This window comes from candidate division WOR-3 bacterium, assembly GCA_039801085.1.
GTDB lineage: Bacteria > Hydrothermota > Tepidihabitantia > Tepidihabitantales > Tepidihabitantaceae > JAOABP01.
The window spans coordinates 13,588-26,973 of record JBDRTY010000002.1; the positions used below are offsets into that span (position 1 = coordinate 13,588).

11 protein-coding genes are annotated in these 13,386 nt (G+C 54.7%); 6 read left to right on the forward strand and 5 right to left on the reverse strand.

The features are described 5' to 3' along the window. Position 1 precedes the first annotated feature (1 nt). From ABIK48_04445 to recO, 3 genes are read left to right on the forward strand one after another with little or no spacing between them, the layout of a single operon-like run. Entirely contained in the window at positions 2-1,219 is a 1,218-nt protein-coding gene (locus ABIK48_04445; protein ID MEO0021403.1) for a hemolysin family protein, read from the forward strand. Further along, a complete protein-coding gene (locus tag ABIK48_04450; GenBank protein ID MEO0021404.1) occupies positions 1,219-2,130 on the forward strand; it encodes a CNNM domain-containing protein in 912 nt (303 codons plus the stop codon). The genes ABIK48_04445 and ABIK48_04450 overlap by 1 nt, the downstream gene beginning before the upstream one ends. A 2-nt stretch (positions 2,131-2,132) precedes the next feature. Then, entirely contained in the window at positions 2,133-2,903 is a 771-nt protein-coding gene (gene recO, locus ABIK48_04455) for a DNA repair protein RecO (GenBank protein ID MEO0021405.1), read from the forward strand. Positions 2,904-2,946: 43 nt separating this feature from the next. On the opposite strand, the gene ABIK48_04460 is transcribed toward recO, so the two are convergent. Together ABIK48_04460 and ABIK48_04465 are read right to left on the reverse strand one after the other, a co-directional pair. Further along, positions 2,947-4,755 carry a T9SS type A sorting domain-containing protein gene (locus ABIK48_04460; GenBank protein ID MEO0021406.1) on the reverse strand — a complete coding sequence of 603 codons (1,809 nt, stop codon included), beginning with the start codon at positions 4,753-4,755 and terminating at the stop codon, positions 2,947-2,949. 59 nt (positions 4,756-4,814) lie between these two features. Further along, a complete protein-coding gene (locus ABIK48_04465; GenBank protein MEO0021407.1) occupies positions 4,815-5,459 on the reverse strand; it encodes a hypothetical protein in 645 nt (214 codons plus the stop codon). Between the two features lie 147 nt (positions 5,460-5,606). Between ABIK48_04465 and ABIK48_04470 the strand changes: the two genes are divergently transcribed. Beyond that, positions 5,607-6,086: a CHRD domain-containing protein gene (locus tag ABIK48_04470; GenBank protein ID MEO0021408.1), complete on the forward strand. Its 480-nt coding sequence runs from the start codon at positions 5,607-5,609 to the stop codon at positions 6,084-6,086. A 70-nt stretch (positions 6,087-6,156) separates the two neighbouring features. Here ABIK48_04470 and ABIK48_04475 read toward each other — a convergent pair whose 3' ends face one another. Continuing rightward, positions 6,157-6,801, reverse strand: coding sequence for a hypothetical protein (locus tag ABIK48_04475; protein ID MEO0021409.1), 645 nt, complete (start codon positions 6,799-6,801; stop codon positions 6,157-6,159). 474 nt (positions 6,802-7,275) lie between these two features. Here ABIK48_04475 and galE point away from each other — a divergent pair, with 474 nt between their 5' ends. Continuing rightward, positions 7,276-8,250, forward strand: coding sequence for a UDP-glucose 4-epimerase GalE (gene galE, locus ABIK48_04480; protein ID MEO0021410.1), 975 nt, complete (start codon positions 7,276-7,278; stop codon positions 8,248-8,250). A 51-nt stretch (positions 8,251-8,301) separates the two neighbouring features. Here the strand turns inward: galE and ABIK48_04485 are convergent, their stop codons facing one another. Beyond that, entirely contained in the window at positions 8,302-11,031 is a 2,730-nt protein-coding gene (locus tag ABIK48_04485) for a S8 family serine peptidase (GenBank protein MEO0021411.1), read from the reverse strand. A 113-nt stretch (positions 11,032-11,144) separates the two neighbouring features. On the opposite strand from ABIK48_04485, the gene ABIK48_04490 reads away from it, so the two are divergent. Then, on the forward strand, positions 11,145-12,008 hold the full coding sequence (locus ABIK48_04490; protein ID MEO0021412.1) for a M23 family metallopeptidase: 864 nt from the start codon (positions 11,145-11,147) through the stop codon (positions 12,006-12,008). On the opposite strand, the gene ABIK48_04495 is transcribed toward ABIK48_04490, so the two are convergent. Then, positions 11,981-13,258 (reverse strand): lamin tail domain-containing protein, encoded by a 1,278-nt coding sequence (locus ABIK48_04495; protein MEO0021413.1) that lies wholly within the window; start codon positions 13,256-13,258, stop codon positions 11,981-11,983. The genes ABIK48_04490 and ABIK48_04495 overlap by 28 nt on opposite strands. Between the last annotated feature and the right edge of the window lie 128 nt (positions 13,259-13,386).

A 13,386-nucleotide genomic window follows, 5' to 3' on the forward strand; every position in this document is an offset into this window, starting at 1 on the left:
AGTGTTCTGGCAAATCCCCGCCATCGTTGTCCTTCTCGTTCTCTCCTTCATCTTCTCCGGCGCTGAAGCCGCCTTCTTCTCACTGCCCCAGTGGCGGGTCCGGGAACATCGGCAGCTCAGCCGTCTGATTGCAGAACCGGGAAGACTGCTCGGCACCCTGCTCTTCAGCAACCTGCTGGTGAACATCAGCGCCACCGCCATTTTCACCCTGCTGCTTCTTCAGTTCAGCAGCCGGTTCCGGCTCGCTCCGGTGATTGTGCTTACTGCCGGTGGTATCCTGATGACGGCAATACTGCTGTTATTTGGCGAAATCACCCCAAAACTGCTGGCAACCCGCTACCCGGATACATTTGCCCGGATTTTTCCTCCGTTCATAGCGGCGGTCCAGTACCTGATCTTCCCGGTAACCTGGTTGCTGAACAGAATCAGTGCCTTTGCCCGTCGGCTTCCGGAAGAAACCACCCAGCTGAGCAAGCCGGAACTGCAGACCATGATCACCTTTGGTCGTGAACAGGGGGTACTGCTTCCGGGCGAAGAGGAAATTCTGCGTAACCTGATTCAGCTTGACCGGCGCACCGTTTCGGAAGTAATGACCCCGCGCCAGGATATGGTTGCGGTGCCGGAAGAGGCAACCATTGCCGCAGCTCTTGATGTCTGCCGGCAGTCCGGGTTCTCCCGGCTGCCCGTTTATTCAGGGACACTGGAAAAGATTACCGGTGTAGTCTATGCCAAGGAACTTTTAACCGCTCCCGACCCCAAAATGCCGGTCGTTAATATTACCCGCCCGCCCTACTTTGTTCCGGAAGTAAAGCGGCTTGCTCCGCTGCTTGATGAACTCCGGCGCAAGAACTCTCACATCGCCATCGTCATTGACGAATTTGGCCAGACTGCGGGCATGGTTACACTCGAAGATATCCTTGAGGCGATTTTTGGGGAAATCAGGGACGAATTTGACCGGGCTGAGGAACTTCCTTACCGCAGGGTTGGGGAAAATGAGTATATTGTTGACGGTGAGATTGACCTGGTGACCCTGAACCGGCTTTTTGACGATGCCTTTACCGGATTTGAGTTTGACCGGCTCGCCACCCTGATTTATGACCGGCTCGGCAGGCTGGCAAAGACCGGCGACACGGTCCGCATCGGCAATCTTGAAATAACTGTCACCGAATTGTCCCAACACCGGCTGGAAAAAGTATTCATCCGGAAACTGGAGCGTTAATGGATCTGCTGCTCGGCTTTATTCTGATCCTTTTAACCGGTTATTACGCCGGGACGGAAACCGCCCTCTACCGGGCAAACTGGGTCCGTCTGCTTCACTGGTCAAGAAGAAATGTCCGGGGTGCTGCTGATGCCCTCAGTGCCATTGACCGGCTTTCCCTTTCTATTATTACAACGCTGATCGGCACCAATCTCACCGGCGTGTTTGCCACCCAGCTGTTTGAACATTACTTTGTCCGGGAACTCGGCCCTGCCTTTACTCCGCTCGCCATCGGGCTCATGCTTACCCTTACCCTGCTGCTGGGTGACTACCTGCCCAAGTCGGTGGCTCAGGCGGTTCCTACCCGCTGGCTGCGCCTGACCGCATTCTTTCTGAATTTCACCCGGTTACTGTTCCTGCCGGTAATTGCACTCCTGGCACGGGTTCTGCCGAAAATTCAGCGGCTCAGTCTTACCCGCGAAGATTACCTGTCAGTCCTGCCGGGCAGACCGGATAGCGGTCCGCACCTGCGCCGGATGACCGCCCGGCTGTTTCAGTTTGCCCGGATGGCGGTCAGCGAATCGGCTATCCCCCTGGAGCAGGTGAAATCGGTCCCGGTGGCAGCTGACCGCCAGGACCTGCTTGAACTGCTCCGCCATTACGGTTATACCCGGATCCCGGTGTATCAGGACCGGCCGGAAAACATCATCGGCGTAATTGTTGTCAAGGATCTGCTCGAGCCGGGAGCATTGCGCATCCGGCCGGTGCTCAGAGTAGCACCGGAAACCCGGGCGCTCGAGGTGCTGCGGATGATGCAGCGCCAAGGTGAACATTTGGCGGTCATCGACTCCCCTCCCGGGAAAGCAATCGGCATTGTCACCCTCGAAGACCTGGTTGAGGAGCTGGTGGGGGAAATCCGTTCCGAAGACTGAAAATGACCGCACCGTTAAACACTGAAGCGGTCTGTCTCTACTACCGCACCTGGCGCAATACCTCGCTCATCCTCTCCCTGTTCACCCGCGAGCTGGGACTGGTTTCAGCCCTTGCCAAGGGTGCGCGCCGACCCAGGAGCAGACTCGGTGCGGTTACCGGCCTGTTCACCCACTGCTCTGCCCTGCTTCTTCCTCCCCGCGCGGGCGAACTTTATATCCTAACCGATGCCGATCTGCTCAATCCGTTTTCCCGCCTGAATACCGAATACGAACGCCTCCTCGAAGCGAGTGTTATTGCTGAATTTCTCCTGCGCACCCTGCCGCCCCGCCATCCTGAGGAACGGGTTTTTGCCCTGCTTTTAACCTATCTTGATCAGCTGGCGCAACCGGCGGAACTTGATCCCGGCACCATCCGTCTCCTGGTGCTCTCTTTTCTGCTCAAGGCACTGGCATTCCTCGGCTACCGGCCTGAACTGGTCCGCTGCAGCCGGTGCGGTCAGGAACTTTCTCCTCCAGTGGTGTTTAATCCGGAAACCGGCGATCTGGTCTGTATCCGCTGCCGCCAGCAGCTCAGGTCAGCCATTCGGTCCCTCGGTGCCGAACAACTCCAACTTCTGAGAACACTGCTCCATACCCCGGCGGTCGGGATTTCCCGGCTTGCAGTCCCCGGTCCGGACAATACACTCACTGAGCTTGTGGCAGCGCTCGTATCGCATCACTATCCGCACCGGACATTCCCGCTGCTGGTGCGCCTCAGTCAGCCGCAAAAATAAAAACGGGGGCAGAACTCTGCCCCCGCCATACTGATGCCTGTGTCTATCTGGACACAATCACCTTGGCAACCGATGAGCCGTTGTTCACCACGCGGGCAAAGTAGATGCCGCCTGCCAGATTGCGCACATCCAGCCTTCCGGTTCCATCCTTCAGGGTTACCGTGCTCACCAGCTTGCCCGTGGCATCATAGACCTCAACCTGCGCCCCGCTTCTTTCACTCAGCGTCAGCTGTAGCAGACCGTTACCCGGATTGGGTGTAACCTCCAGCCGTGCCGGCATCCGGACCGGCTCCGGTGTCAGTTCCATCACCCCGACGCGTCCGGAAACGGTGGCATTTGCCATGATATCCCGCATTGACGCATCGCGCGAAGGTGCCCAGACCCCGGTATATTCCCAGCCCTGATAGGAAAGCGGTGGCACCGAATCCATGCCGAATGAAGGTGAGCCGGTAACTTCAGAGGTGGCACCGACAAAGAAGGCGCCATCGGTGATCACAATCGGGCTCGGCGGGTTGATCGTATACCAGTCAGCATTGAGCACATTGACCGTAGCGATATAGAGCGTATCACCCGGACTGCCGCCCGGACCGTTGTCATCGTAAATTCCGATTGCCACCGGCGTGCTGGTGGTTGCCTGCATATAAACCCGGGCACTGGAGATGGAGCAGGGATAAACCGGTGGGACAAAACGGTTGCCGAATCCACCCGGACCGTTCCAGTACATTGAGTTGGTCGGTGTGCCCCGGTCATAGGTCAGTGTTGTCGGCAGGGTCACCACTCTCAGTTCAATCGTCACGGTATCGTTCACCGGCACCGCATCGCCCGGCAGTTTGGAAATCACCTGGATTGTATAAACGCCGTTGCTCGACGGTGTCCAGGTGCGGGTAAATACCACCGAGTCGGTCTCGGACGGATTGAGCGCCTGGACATTCGTGGAGTCAATGAATACCACTGAACCCGCCTGGTTCCGCACCCGGGCTACCGCACGGAACTGGGGTTCTGCCTGATTGCCCGTATTCTGAATCACTCCCCAGAAGGTAATCGGCTGACCGTTGACTGCAAACATTCCGCCGGAGCGGTCATTCATCGCATTGCGCACCGCGGCATCGTGAACCTGCAGAGTGGTAGACTCCGGCGGGAAGAACCTGACCGCCAGCCCGGGATGATACATATTGCCGGGTGGAATGTTGCCGGAGAGATAGTTCAGTCCGATCCTGCCCGACACATTCTCAATCCCGCACTGATTCGCATCCGGGACCCAGCCGTTATACGGCGCACCCGACTGCTCCTTATACTGGAAGGTGATTGAGGAATCCGGCTTTGAAAGAATGATCTGGAAGGTGTTATTCCCGCCGGTATTCCAGAACCGTACACTGTCATACTCAACGATAAAAGTGTCGTTATTAGGGCTGGTCCAGACCCAGACTGAACCGTTCGGCGAACCCGAAGCCGAACAGTCAATATCACTCATCAGCACCGCCAGGGTGTTGTTGGAACGCGTCGGGCTGGGAATCCGCTGGAAGGGCGAGGCATTCAGCGCATTGTCGTGGAAGGCAATATACCCGTTGGAGCCGATGTAAACCTTGTTAACCCGGTACCAGTAATAAGGGAAGTCAAACCCGATGTCAAACGGCCCGACCACATTGTCATCCCCCAGACCGGTCACCCTTGTGCCAACACCCTTGATCTCAATCCAGTTGTAAACCGGCGCACCCGGACAGGTGGTATCTGAATCCAGATACCGGTAGCCGAACGAATCCGGACCGCCTCCGCCCCAGACCGGTGGCAGCTGACCACCGGTTCCAGCAGGGCTGAGCGCAATCATCACCGCACAGAATATCGTTACCGCCATTAAGACCTCCTTTTAGAATTAATCTGCTGATTTAACTATAAACCCGGTTCAGCCGTTTGTCAACGATTTACCCTGCCCGTCTGGGGTTGGTACTGCAACCCGCCACCGATGCTCACCCCGGGTTCACTCCAGAATCCCCAGGGCAGGTTCACCCGGCCGCCGATCTGCAGCCGCCAGTTCCGGTTCAGATAAACCGTGCCTGTAAGCCCTGCTCCGATCCCCCTCAACCCAAGCCCGAAGTTTCCGGAATAAAACCGGTTAAAATCATAAAGAAAGTTCAGGTCAAATATCCCGGTGCCGATGCTGGGCATAAGTGCACCCCTTCTGCCGGTTCTGATTTTCAATCCGAGATTGATGTCATAAATCAGAGGATTCAGTGCCAGTGACTCATATGGTGCATTTGGTGGACCGAAGAGCCAGGTGCCATATCCCAGCGAACCCTCAAGCACCAGCCCGACCTGACGGTTGATCCCGTAACCCAGCCGGGCGGTCACAATTCCGTCAAGATAGTAATCAAGATAAGGCATTCCCAGCGGCGGGTCCCAGACTATGGGATAGCCCGAAGGGGCGATGCCCGTCCCGACTCCCGCACCCAGCAGAAACGAGGGCCCGGGGTTAATTTCAGCACGATCATAAACCGGAACCGAACAGGATATTGCCATGCACAACAGCCCTGCTGCCAGCCAGCAGACCACCGGTTTCATATGACCTCCTTTTTGAGCCGTCTGCCCAACAGGATAACCCCATTATGTTTCCGGTCAACAAAACTGACAGATTTTTCTTGACAATGTCCAGTGAAGAGCTACTATCTGTGCAGGTAAGCGGTCAAGAATCAGAAAAGGAGGTTCAGGGTGCCGAAGATCAGTTCCATAGTATTTTTTCTGCTGGCAATTTTATTCTCTGCTGCTTGTGCTGATGCCAGCTATTCTGCCCAGCTGACCGGTAATCAGGCGGTCCCCCCAACCACCAGCAGTGCCAGCGGTGACGCTGTTTTTACTCCGAACCGTGATAACACTGAGCTCAGATGCAGGGTGACAGTAAATAACCTTTATAATGACGGACTGCTTGAGGCTGCGCTTTATCTTGGCAAACCGGGCGAACCTGCCCAGCCGGATATGAAGGTTGCAGTCCTGCCGATCACCCGCTCCCTCAAGCGGGGAATCTATAATGGTATCCTCTCACAGACCACGCTCACCGATGCGGATCTCCAGGGGCCTCTTGCCGGACACAAAGTTGAAACGCTGATTTTCGCCATGAGCATGGGCAAGGTTTTCATCAATATTTCATCTGGCAGTTATCCTGAGGGCGAAATCCGGGGACAGATTCAGTAGCCCGGTAAAACCCTGTAAATAAAAACGGGCAGCTCCATGCTGCCCATATCTCGTTTCAATGTTTTTATAATCACTTGATCGTTGCCGAAGTCAATTCCAGACTGAACTCATAATTTGCGGTCCCATAGGACTCCTGCCAGTGTGCCTTAACCGGACCGACATTATTTCCATACCACCAGTGCTGAGTAAAAGTCTGGGCTCCCGAGGTAACCGTCTGCTCAACCTTCCAGGCGCTCCGATATATCCCTGCCGGCACACTCACATCCTCCTGCTGCAGCACCCTGGCAACAGTAAATTCATTAATCCGCCATGTCTTATCCTTTGTTAGTGGCAGAGCCAGTGTTGTATCCGGTGCGGAGTCGGTTTTGCTTTCATAAGTCAGCAAAAAATCGCCCGTCTCCCGTGCATAGCTGGTATCAACTACAATGTAGGTGGTTTCAAATGGAAAATACAGATGTACACTGTTGGTGCTCACCAGCTCAATTACCTCTTCACCCGAATTCAGATTATCCTTTCCTGTCGCTACCACCTGTATCGTCATTGTCTGCATGGTATCGGGCTGATCATCAGTAACCGTCAGCATCCGGGCATAACCGCGATAGCTCCAGCTGTTACCTACTGTCAACGGATAGTAATCCACCTTACTGCCGAAGATATCACAGCTGAGCAACACCAGCCCGGCAATCATCATACCTATTAACCACCATCTTTTCATAACACTCCTTTCCTTTAGCAAATTATACCCATTTCCTGCCCGCCGGTCAAGTGTAATTACAAAACATCATCCGCAAACACACCATCCCCCTCCACAAAAGCAAAACAATCGGTGTTTCTGTGATATCTATTTATAATTATATATTAACACATAACTGTATTTGGTTTTGTTTATTTAAGTCTTTATCTGTTAAGTTGTTATATCAAACTTCGTCTCTACCCACCCGGCAGTATAGGGGACCGTGCCAGCAGGTGCGGAAATTTATTTTATTGTGATATATGATTTCTCTCCAGTTTTAGGGCAATTTTCTGGATTTTTGTAACGGTTTATTATTGGTGTTACGCTTTGCCGGTATTGCTTTCCCCTGAATTTTGCGCAGGTTTTATCAGTTCTCCCCTGTTTTATGATTGAAACCTCTTCATTCCCATTTCAGCTATGTTTGCCTTGGCAATTTCCGATGCTATATTTGAAACGATGAAGGTGCTGGTAACCGGTGGTGCCGGCTATATCGGCAGTGTCTGTACCCGGCTGCTGGTGGACGCCGGTTATGAGGTCGTTGTAATTGACAATCTGTCTCATGGCCACCGGTCTGCGGTCAGTCCTTCTGCGCGGCTCGTTATTGCCGACCTCGGTGATCCGGCAGTACTGGACCGTGTCATCATGGAGGAGAAACCGGATGCGGTCATGCACTTTGCCGGCAGGATTGAGGTTGAGGAGTCGATGCGCCAGCCGGATCTCTATTTCTATGCCAATGTCGCCTGCGGAATCAATCTGCTGAACTCGTGCCTCCGTTACCGGATAAACAGATTCATTTTCTCCTCCACCGCAGCAGTTTATGGTGTACCGGAAACTGTTCCCCTCACTGAGGAGATGCCCCAGAACCCGGCAAACCCCTATGGCGCATCAAAGAGGATTTTTGAGCAGCTGCTTGAAGCCTATTCCCGGGCAAGCAATCTCCGCTACTGCACGCTCCGGTATTTCAATGTTGCGGGCGCCTATGCCGGTCTGGGAGAGGACCACCGGCCTGAGACCCATCTGATTCCGAGGATTCTGCGTTCAGTTCTGAATCCGGGGGAAACCTTCAGAATTTACGGCGACGACTACCCTACTCCGGACGGGACCTGCATCCGGGACTATATCCATGTTTATGATCTTGCCCGCGCCCATCTGCTCGCCCTGGAGGCGCTGGATCGGCACAACCTCGTCTACAACCTCGGTTCTGAACACGGTTACAGCGTCCGGGAGGTTTTTGGCGCTGCGGAGAAAGTAACGGGAAGAAAGATAAAATATGAGATTGCCCCAAAAAGACCGGGGGACGTGCCGGTCCTGGTTGCCTCTGCCCGGAAGATCCGGACTGAACTCGGCTGGCAACCGCAGTTGACCCTTGGAGATATGCTGCGCGACGCCTGGGAGTGGCACCAGAAACATCCCCACGGTTATCCGGACTGACAAAAAAAGGGCGGAAGACATCAGCCTTCCGCCCGGATTGCGTAATTCAGCTTATCTTGTCCGGATCAGCTTTTTTGTCAGTGATACCGCCCCCGAACTCAGCCTCAGATAGAACACGCCATAACCCAGACTGCGGTTATGATCATCGGTGCCGTCCCAGAGTGCAGTATGATAGCCGGCCGGTTGCTCACCACTCACCAGGGTCCGGACCAGCTCACCGGTCACTGAGAAAATCTGAATCTGCACCCGCGCCGCTCCGGGCAGACCGTAGCGGACCATGGTAGCACCGGAGAACGGATTGGGCTGAATGGCTCCCAGCGTCAGCCGTGCCGGCACAGCCCTGCCTTCCCTGACACCGGTCACCGGCACCACCTCCAATGAGTCAACCTGGAGGTCGTTTCCGGTATTGACGTCACCGGCAAGCATCGTTGAGCACCGGACAACAAATGTCCCGATCGTAAGCGCCTGCCAGGGGTTAAAGCTGAGTGTTTCCATACCGCCGGCATTGATTACCAGCGCCTGGGTATCAGCATAACCGGGGATGATCTCGAACCGGACCGCCACACTTTCCGCCTGGGGACCGATATTGACCACGAGCGCCTGCGGGGTGACAGTCGTGCCCGAGTCAATCACCCCCACCGGTGCAAAAATCGTTCTGACCCCGGCATCGTGAATTACCGTCGGTGGTGTGGTTACATCGCCGGTGATCGTCCAAGCAAAGGGCTGTCGGGCAGCAGTTGCCACATTGCGGGCATAGACCCGGATCGTCCAGAGCCCGGTGTCCGGGGCGTTCACCCGGCAGCACTCCTCAACATTAACCGAGTCCCAGCCGGTAGGATTAGGTACTGACTGACCTCCTGAATATTTATTGCCATGATAGGATACCCCGGTCGGTGAGACCAGCTCCAGATCCAGATTGTTTACCAGGGTCGGGTTGGCATTCGGAGCAGCCGCGGTGTCGGTCCAGACCAGTGCCACCCGCAATGGAATTGCTGAGTTGACCAAAAACTGCTCCTCCTTGTACTCACCGGTCGCCAGTCCGGAGGTGTCGTCCTTAAGCAGCAGTTTTCTGGTTTCGCCGGCAAAGTAAAGCACCGAATCCGCATCAATCCTGCCCCAGCCGATATTGTTATCCGGTGGTGTATAGGAACCGATGTTCGGATCGCAGGATACGATCGCCATCGAGCGTAAGAGGGCTGCGGAAATGTAGCTTAGCCGGTTTTCGGGCACCGGCTCACCGGTCGGATAATAACCCTCCTGAAGATAACAGCGTAAAAGCCCGATTGTTCCCGAAACTGCGGGTGTCGCCATTGAGGTGCCGTCCATCGACTGGTAGGTGTTAGTGCCGGTTCTTGTTGCGGAATACACACCTTCGCCCGGTGCCATCACGGTCGGCTTGAGCCTGCCATCCTGGGTTGGACCACGACTGGAAAAACTGGCGATCGCATTGGCAGCGGACCCGTTCTGAGTCGCTCCTACTGTAAGCACATTCTTGGCGATCCCCGGGTTCCGGATCCGACGGGTTGAATACTCGTTACCCGCAGCCATGATATTCAGGAAGTCCTTGTAAGCCCAGGCAAAGGCATCAGTTGAAGCATCCTGCAACAGATATGTGCCGCTGGAATTCGACCATCCCCAAGAGCCGGAATGCTGCCGGATCGGCCGCAGGGAATCAGGCAGACCCCGACCAAAATAGACCGTATCCCACAGGCTCCAGAGATCGTTGCCGAGGACAAAGCTGGTGCCGTTCGTCAAATCAACAAAGTAAAGCCTGCCCTTGATGGACATCCCGTCATAAAAGCTGGTGCCACCCGTAACTGAGTCATCGCCTGCGACCGTGCCGTTAACATGTGATCCATGATACTGCCCCTCAGTCACATCTGCGGTGCCGTAACGCTTATAGGCAACAACCTTCCGGTGTTCAGGCCAGACACCGGGCGGAGTTACGCTCATTGCCGGATCCCGGAACATATCATGCCCGAGATTAATCCCGGTATCAGTGGTAGACATGATTACACCCTGTCCCCGGACCCCGTTGCGCCATACCGGTCTGGCAGCCAGCGATGTGTCCGGTGGCGCGGTGGCACGCCAGCCGGACTGGAGGACCCACTGGCAGTTGTTATTTGCGGTTGTGGGCTCGGTCCACTCCTGAACCCAGAACACCTCAGGCAGACGGGCAAGAGCAGGAATCGTCCAGCTGGTCACCGTACCCTGAATCACGGTGCCGAACGGACTGGTGCTGACCAAAGCCACCCTGCCGCCGGTATTAGTAATCAGTTCAACCACCGGTTCCGGCTTTTCACCTGGTGTTACCAGAATCGCAATGTCAGCTGTGCCGGAATGGTCCAGGAGTCCGGCCTGGATCTTGTATGCGGGGTGGAAAAGTCCAATCCAGTTAACAAACTCCAGTTCTGAAAGCACCCGCCGATCATTAGAACTGAGTTTTGCCACGGTGGCATAATTGGGCAGATAACCGATGGTTTTTATTCCCAGCCGATCCAGCTGCTCAAGCCAGCTCCGCCGGACCGGACCCCGGAATTGAATAATATGATAAGCCTGCCCGTCTGCCGGTGGTGTGGCACGCAGTTCAGCCGGAACTACCGGCTCCCCATGCCGGGTGTCAATCACATACCCGTTGCTGAAACTAATATAGTTTTGCTCATCACCTGCGGCCGGTTCAAACCGGTATACCGGACCCATACTGTAATGGTCCTGGGTGCGGGCAAAAAGCGAGGACAGCGCCACGAACATGCTCAGGGCGCAATACAGAATCAACTTCACATTACCTCCTTAAAAATTTACCAATTATTATTAATTTTACTATACATTTCACCCCGGTCAAAATAAACTCCTAAAAAACTTGACTCCGGATTTCCAATTGTTAATCTGCTATTGTGGAAAGGCTTCAGGTTCTGGTTACCCTGACCCGCCGGAACAAGGCATTGAGCCTTTCCATTCCCCTCCACTATATATATATTACAGTAGCGGTAATCTTCGGCTTTTTGTTTTTCAGTGGTGCGGTAACCAGGTTTATCATCACCCGTTTTACCCAGCGGGGTCTGCTTAACCGGCTGATTGCAGAAAACAACATCCTGAACCAGAAACTGGCTGCCTATACTGCGGCCATGGACAGTTTCCGCCAGTTTCTGGCCTTTACCGAGCAGATGGACAACCGGTTCCGCTCCGCGGTCAACCTTCAGCTTGTGCCCGCTGATGTCCGGAAAATGGGGGTAGGTGGTTATCAGCCTGCAACTGTCGCCCCGGAGGTTGATGAGCTGTTAAGGCGGGCAAATTTTGCCCGTCAGTCGCTTCTGGAGATCGACCGGGCGGTAGCCAACCAGCAGGAACGGATACGCCATCTGCCTTCCATCTGGCCCGTTCAGGGCTGGGTTACCTCCGGCTTTGGTAACCGGAAAGACCCGTTTTCCGGCAGATACGAGTTCCATGAGGGGATGGACATTGTTGCACCCCGGGGCACACCGATTGTTGCCACTGCTGACGGCAGGGTCATCTCCTCGGGCTGGCGCGCCGGCTATGGCCTGACCGTAGAAATTGACCACGGCTGGGGAATCCGCACGTTTTATGCCCACTGCCAGACGGTCCGGGTCAGCCCGGGTAAAATGGTAAAAAGAGGAGAGGTAATCGCTACTGTTGGCGCCACCGGACTGGCAACCGGCAACCACCTGCATTATGGAATCTTGCTCAATGGCAGGTGGGTGAATCCGGCGGATTACATTCTCACGCCGAAGTTCCGCTGATCCTGTCTTCTGATCAGGACGACGGGCAGTTTTGACCGCAACCGCGCATTACCCCGGTAATAATCAAGGACAACCAGATAAATTCCGGCAGGTGCCAGCTGGCCATTATCCTGCCGGCCATCCCAGTAGATTATACCCAGAGTTTCGGAAACTGCCTTAGTATCTACCAGTGTCCTGAGCATACGGGCGCCCAAGGTAAAGATCCGCATCCGCAAACGCCCGCCCGGCTCAGGCAGCCGGTATCTGATTAAGAGACTGTCCTCAAAACCGTCACCATCCGGGCTGAAACTGGGGTTCTGCAGCATCAACAATGCTGTGCCCATGTTCGGATTAACCGTAATCCGGGCTATGTTGTTTGCAGTATCCCTGTCGCCCGGCACCAATACCCTCGCCCAGATCTCCTTAGGCACTGAGGGCATTTCAATCTCAAAGACAAACAGAGACTCCTGCCGCGGACTCATTACCGGCAGTGTAATCTCCTGAATCGGTTCCTCCGGATAATAAAGGAGTTGCAAATTCCCGGGCGGACTGCTAACATACCCCTGATTACATACACCGACACCAAGACGGAAAGCCTCTCCAGCCCCGGGGAAAATGGTATCCAGAATCTCAAGTCTTGTCAGCGCCACATCCACCCGCATCGCAACCGCATTCTGCCCGCCAGGAGTACAACCGGCACTGTCCGGACAGACTGCCCAGTTATCCGGGGCGTCCGGACCGTTGATATCAATCCGTTCCCAGGAATAACCGTCACCCGGGTTGAAGGGAAAGCCGTCATTGAGATTGTCTGGTGTGCCAAAGGTTGTGGTGTCCTCATACCCGTAAATCAAAACCGGATCATTGACCGCCAGACCGTTACCAATCGTGGTATTACCCACAGTGAGAATCAGGGTTGAGTCGGCAAAACGGTATGGCTGAATAAAACCGCCCTGCCCCTCCGGATCGGTATATTCCGGATCCAGGATTACCGCGTAACCACCGGGCTTCAGCCAGGTGGTGCCGATGAGCACATTAGGATGCCGGATCAGGATTGAGGAATCGGTCCACACCCGGATAACATCCTCGGCGTCGCCATCAGAAATCCGGTAATTAAAAAGGTCAACCGCCCGACTCCCCGCATTATAAACCTCAACAAACTCATTACGGTCCTCAGGATATCGAGCACCATCCGCACCGGCAGGATTGGACATGACTTCAGTAACAACAACCCGGCTTAATATCAAAGCCGCAAGCAGCGTGATGCTTATCATCCCGTTTTACCCCTATACTAACCGCAACCGGATCTCAAATCAACAATCTCCGCCATCGGGCATCGTTTTACAATTTACATAAAATCAATAAGTTACGATCAATGAATCTATTTTTTTTACAGGACCAC

What these genes read in the sequence shown, in the direction of transcription:
- ABIK48_04450 (MEO0021404.1), top strand. Translation starts at nt 1,219, where the DNA reads ATGGATCTGCTGCTCGGCTTTATTCTGATCCTTTTAACCGGTTATTAC.
- recO (MEO0021405.1), top strand. Translation starts at nt 2,133, where the DNA reads ATGACCGCACCGTTAAACACTGAAGCGGTCTGTCTCTACTACCGCACC.
- ABIK48_04460 (MEO0021406.1), bottom strand. Translation starts at nt 4,755, where the DNA reads ATGGCGGTAACGATATTCTGTGCGGTGATGATTGCGCTCAGCCCTGCT.
- ABIK48_04465 (MEO0021407.1), bottom strand. Translation starts at nt 5,459, where the DNA reads ATGAAACCGGTGGTCTGCTGGCTGGCAGCAGGGCTGTTGTGCATGGCA.
- ABIK48_04475 (MEO0021409.1), bottom strand. Translation starts at nt 6,801, where the DNA reads ATGAAAAGATGGTGGTTAATAGGTATGATGATTGCCGGGCTGGTGTTG.
- galE (MEO0021410.1), top strand. Translation starts at nt 7,276, where the DNA reads ATGAAGGTGCTGGTAACCGGTGGTGCCGGCTATATCGGCAGTGTCTGT.
- ABIK48_04495 (MEO0021413.1), bottom strand. Translation starts at nt 13,258, where the DNA reads ATGATAAGCATCACGCTGCTTGCGGCTTTGATATTAAGCCGGGTTGTT.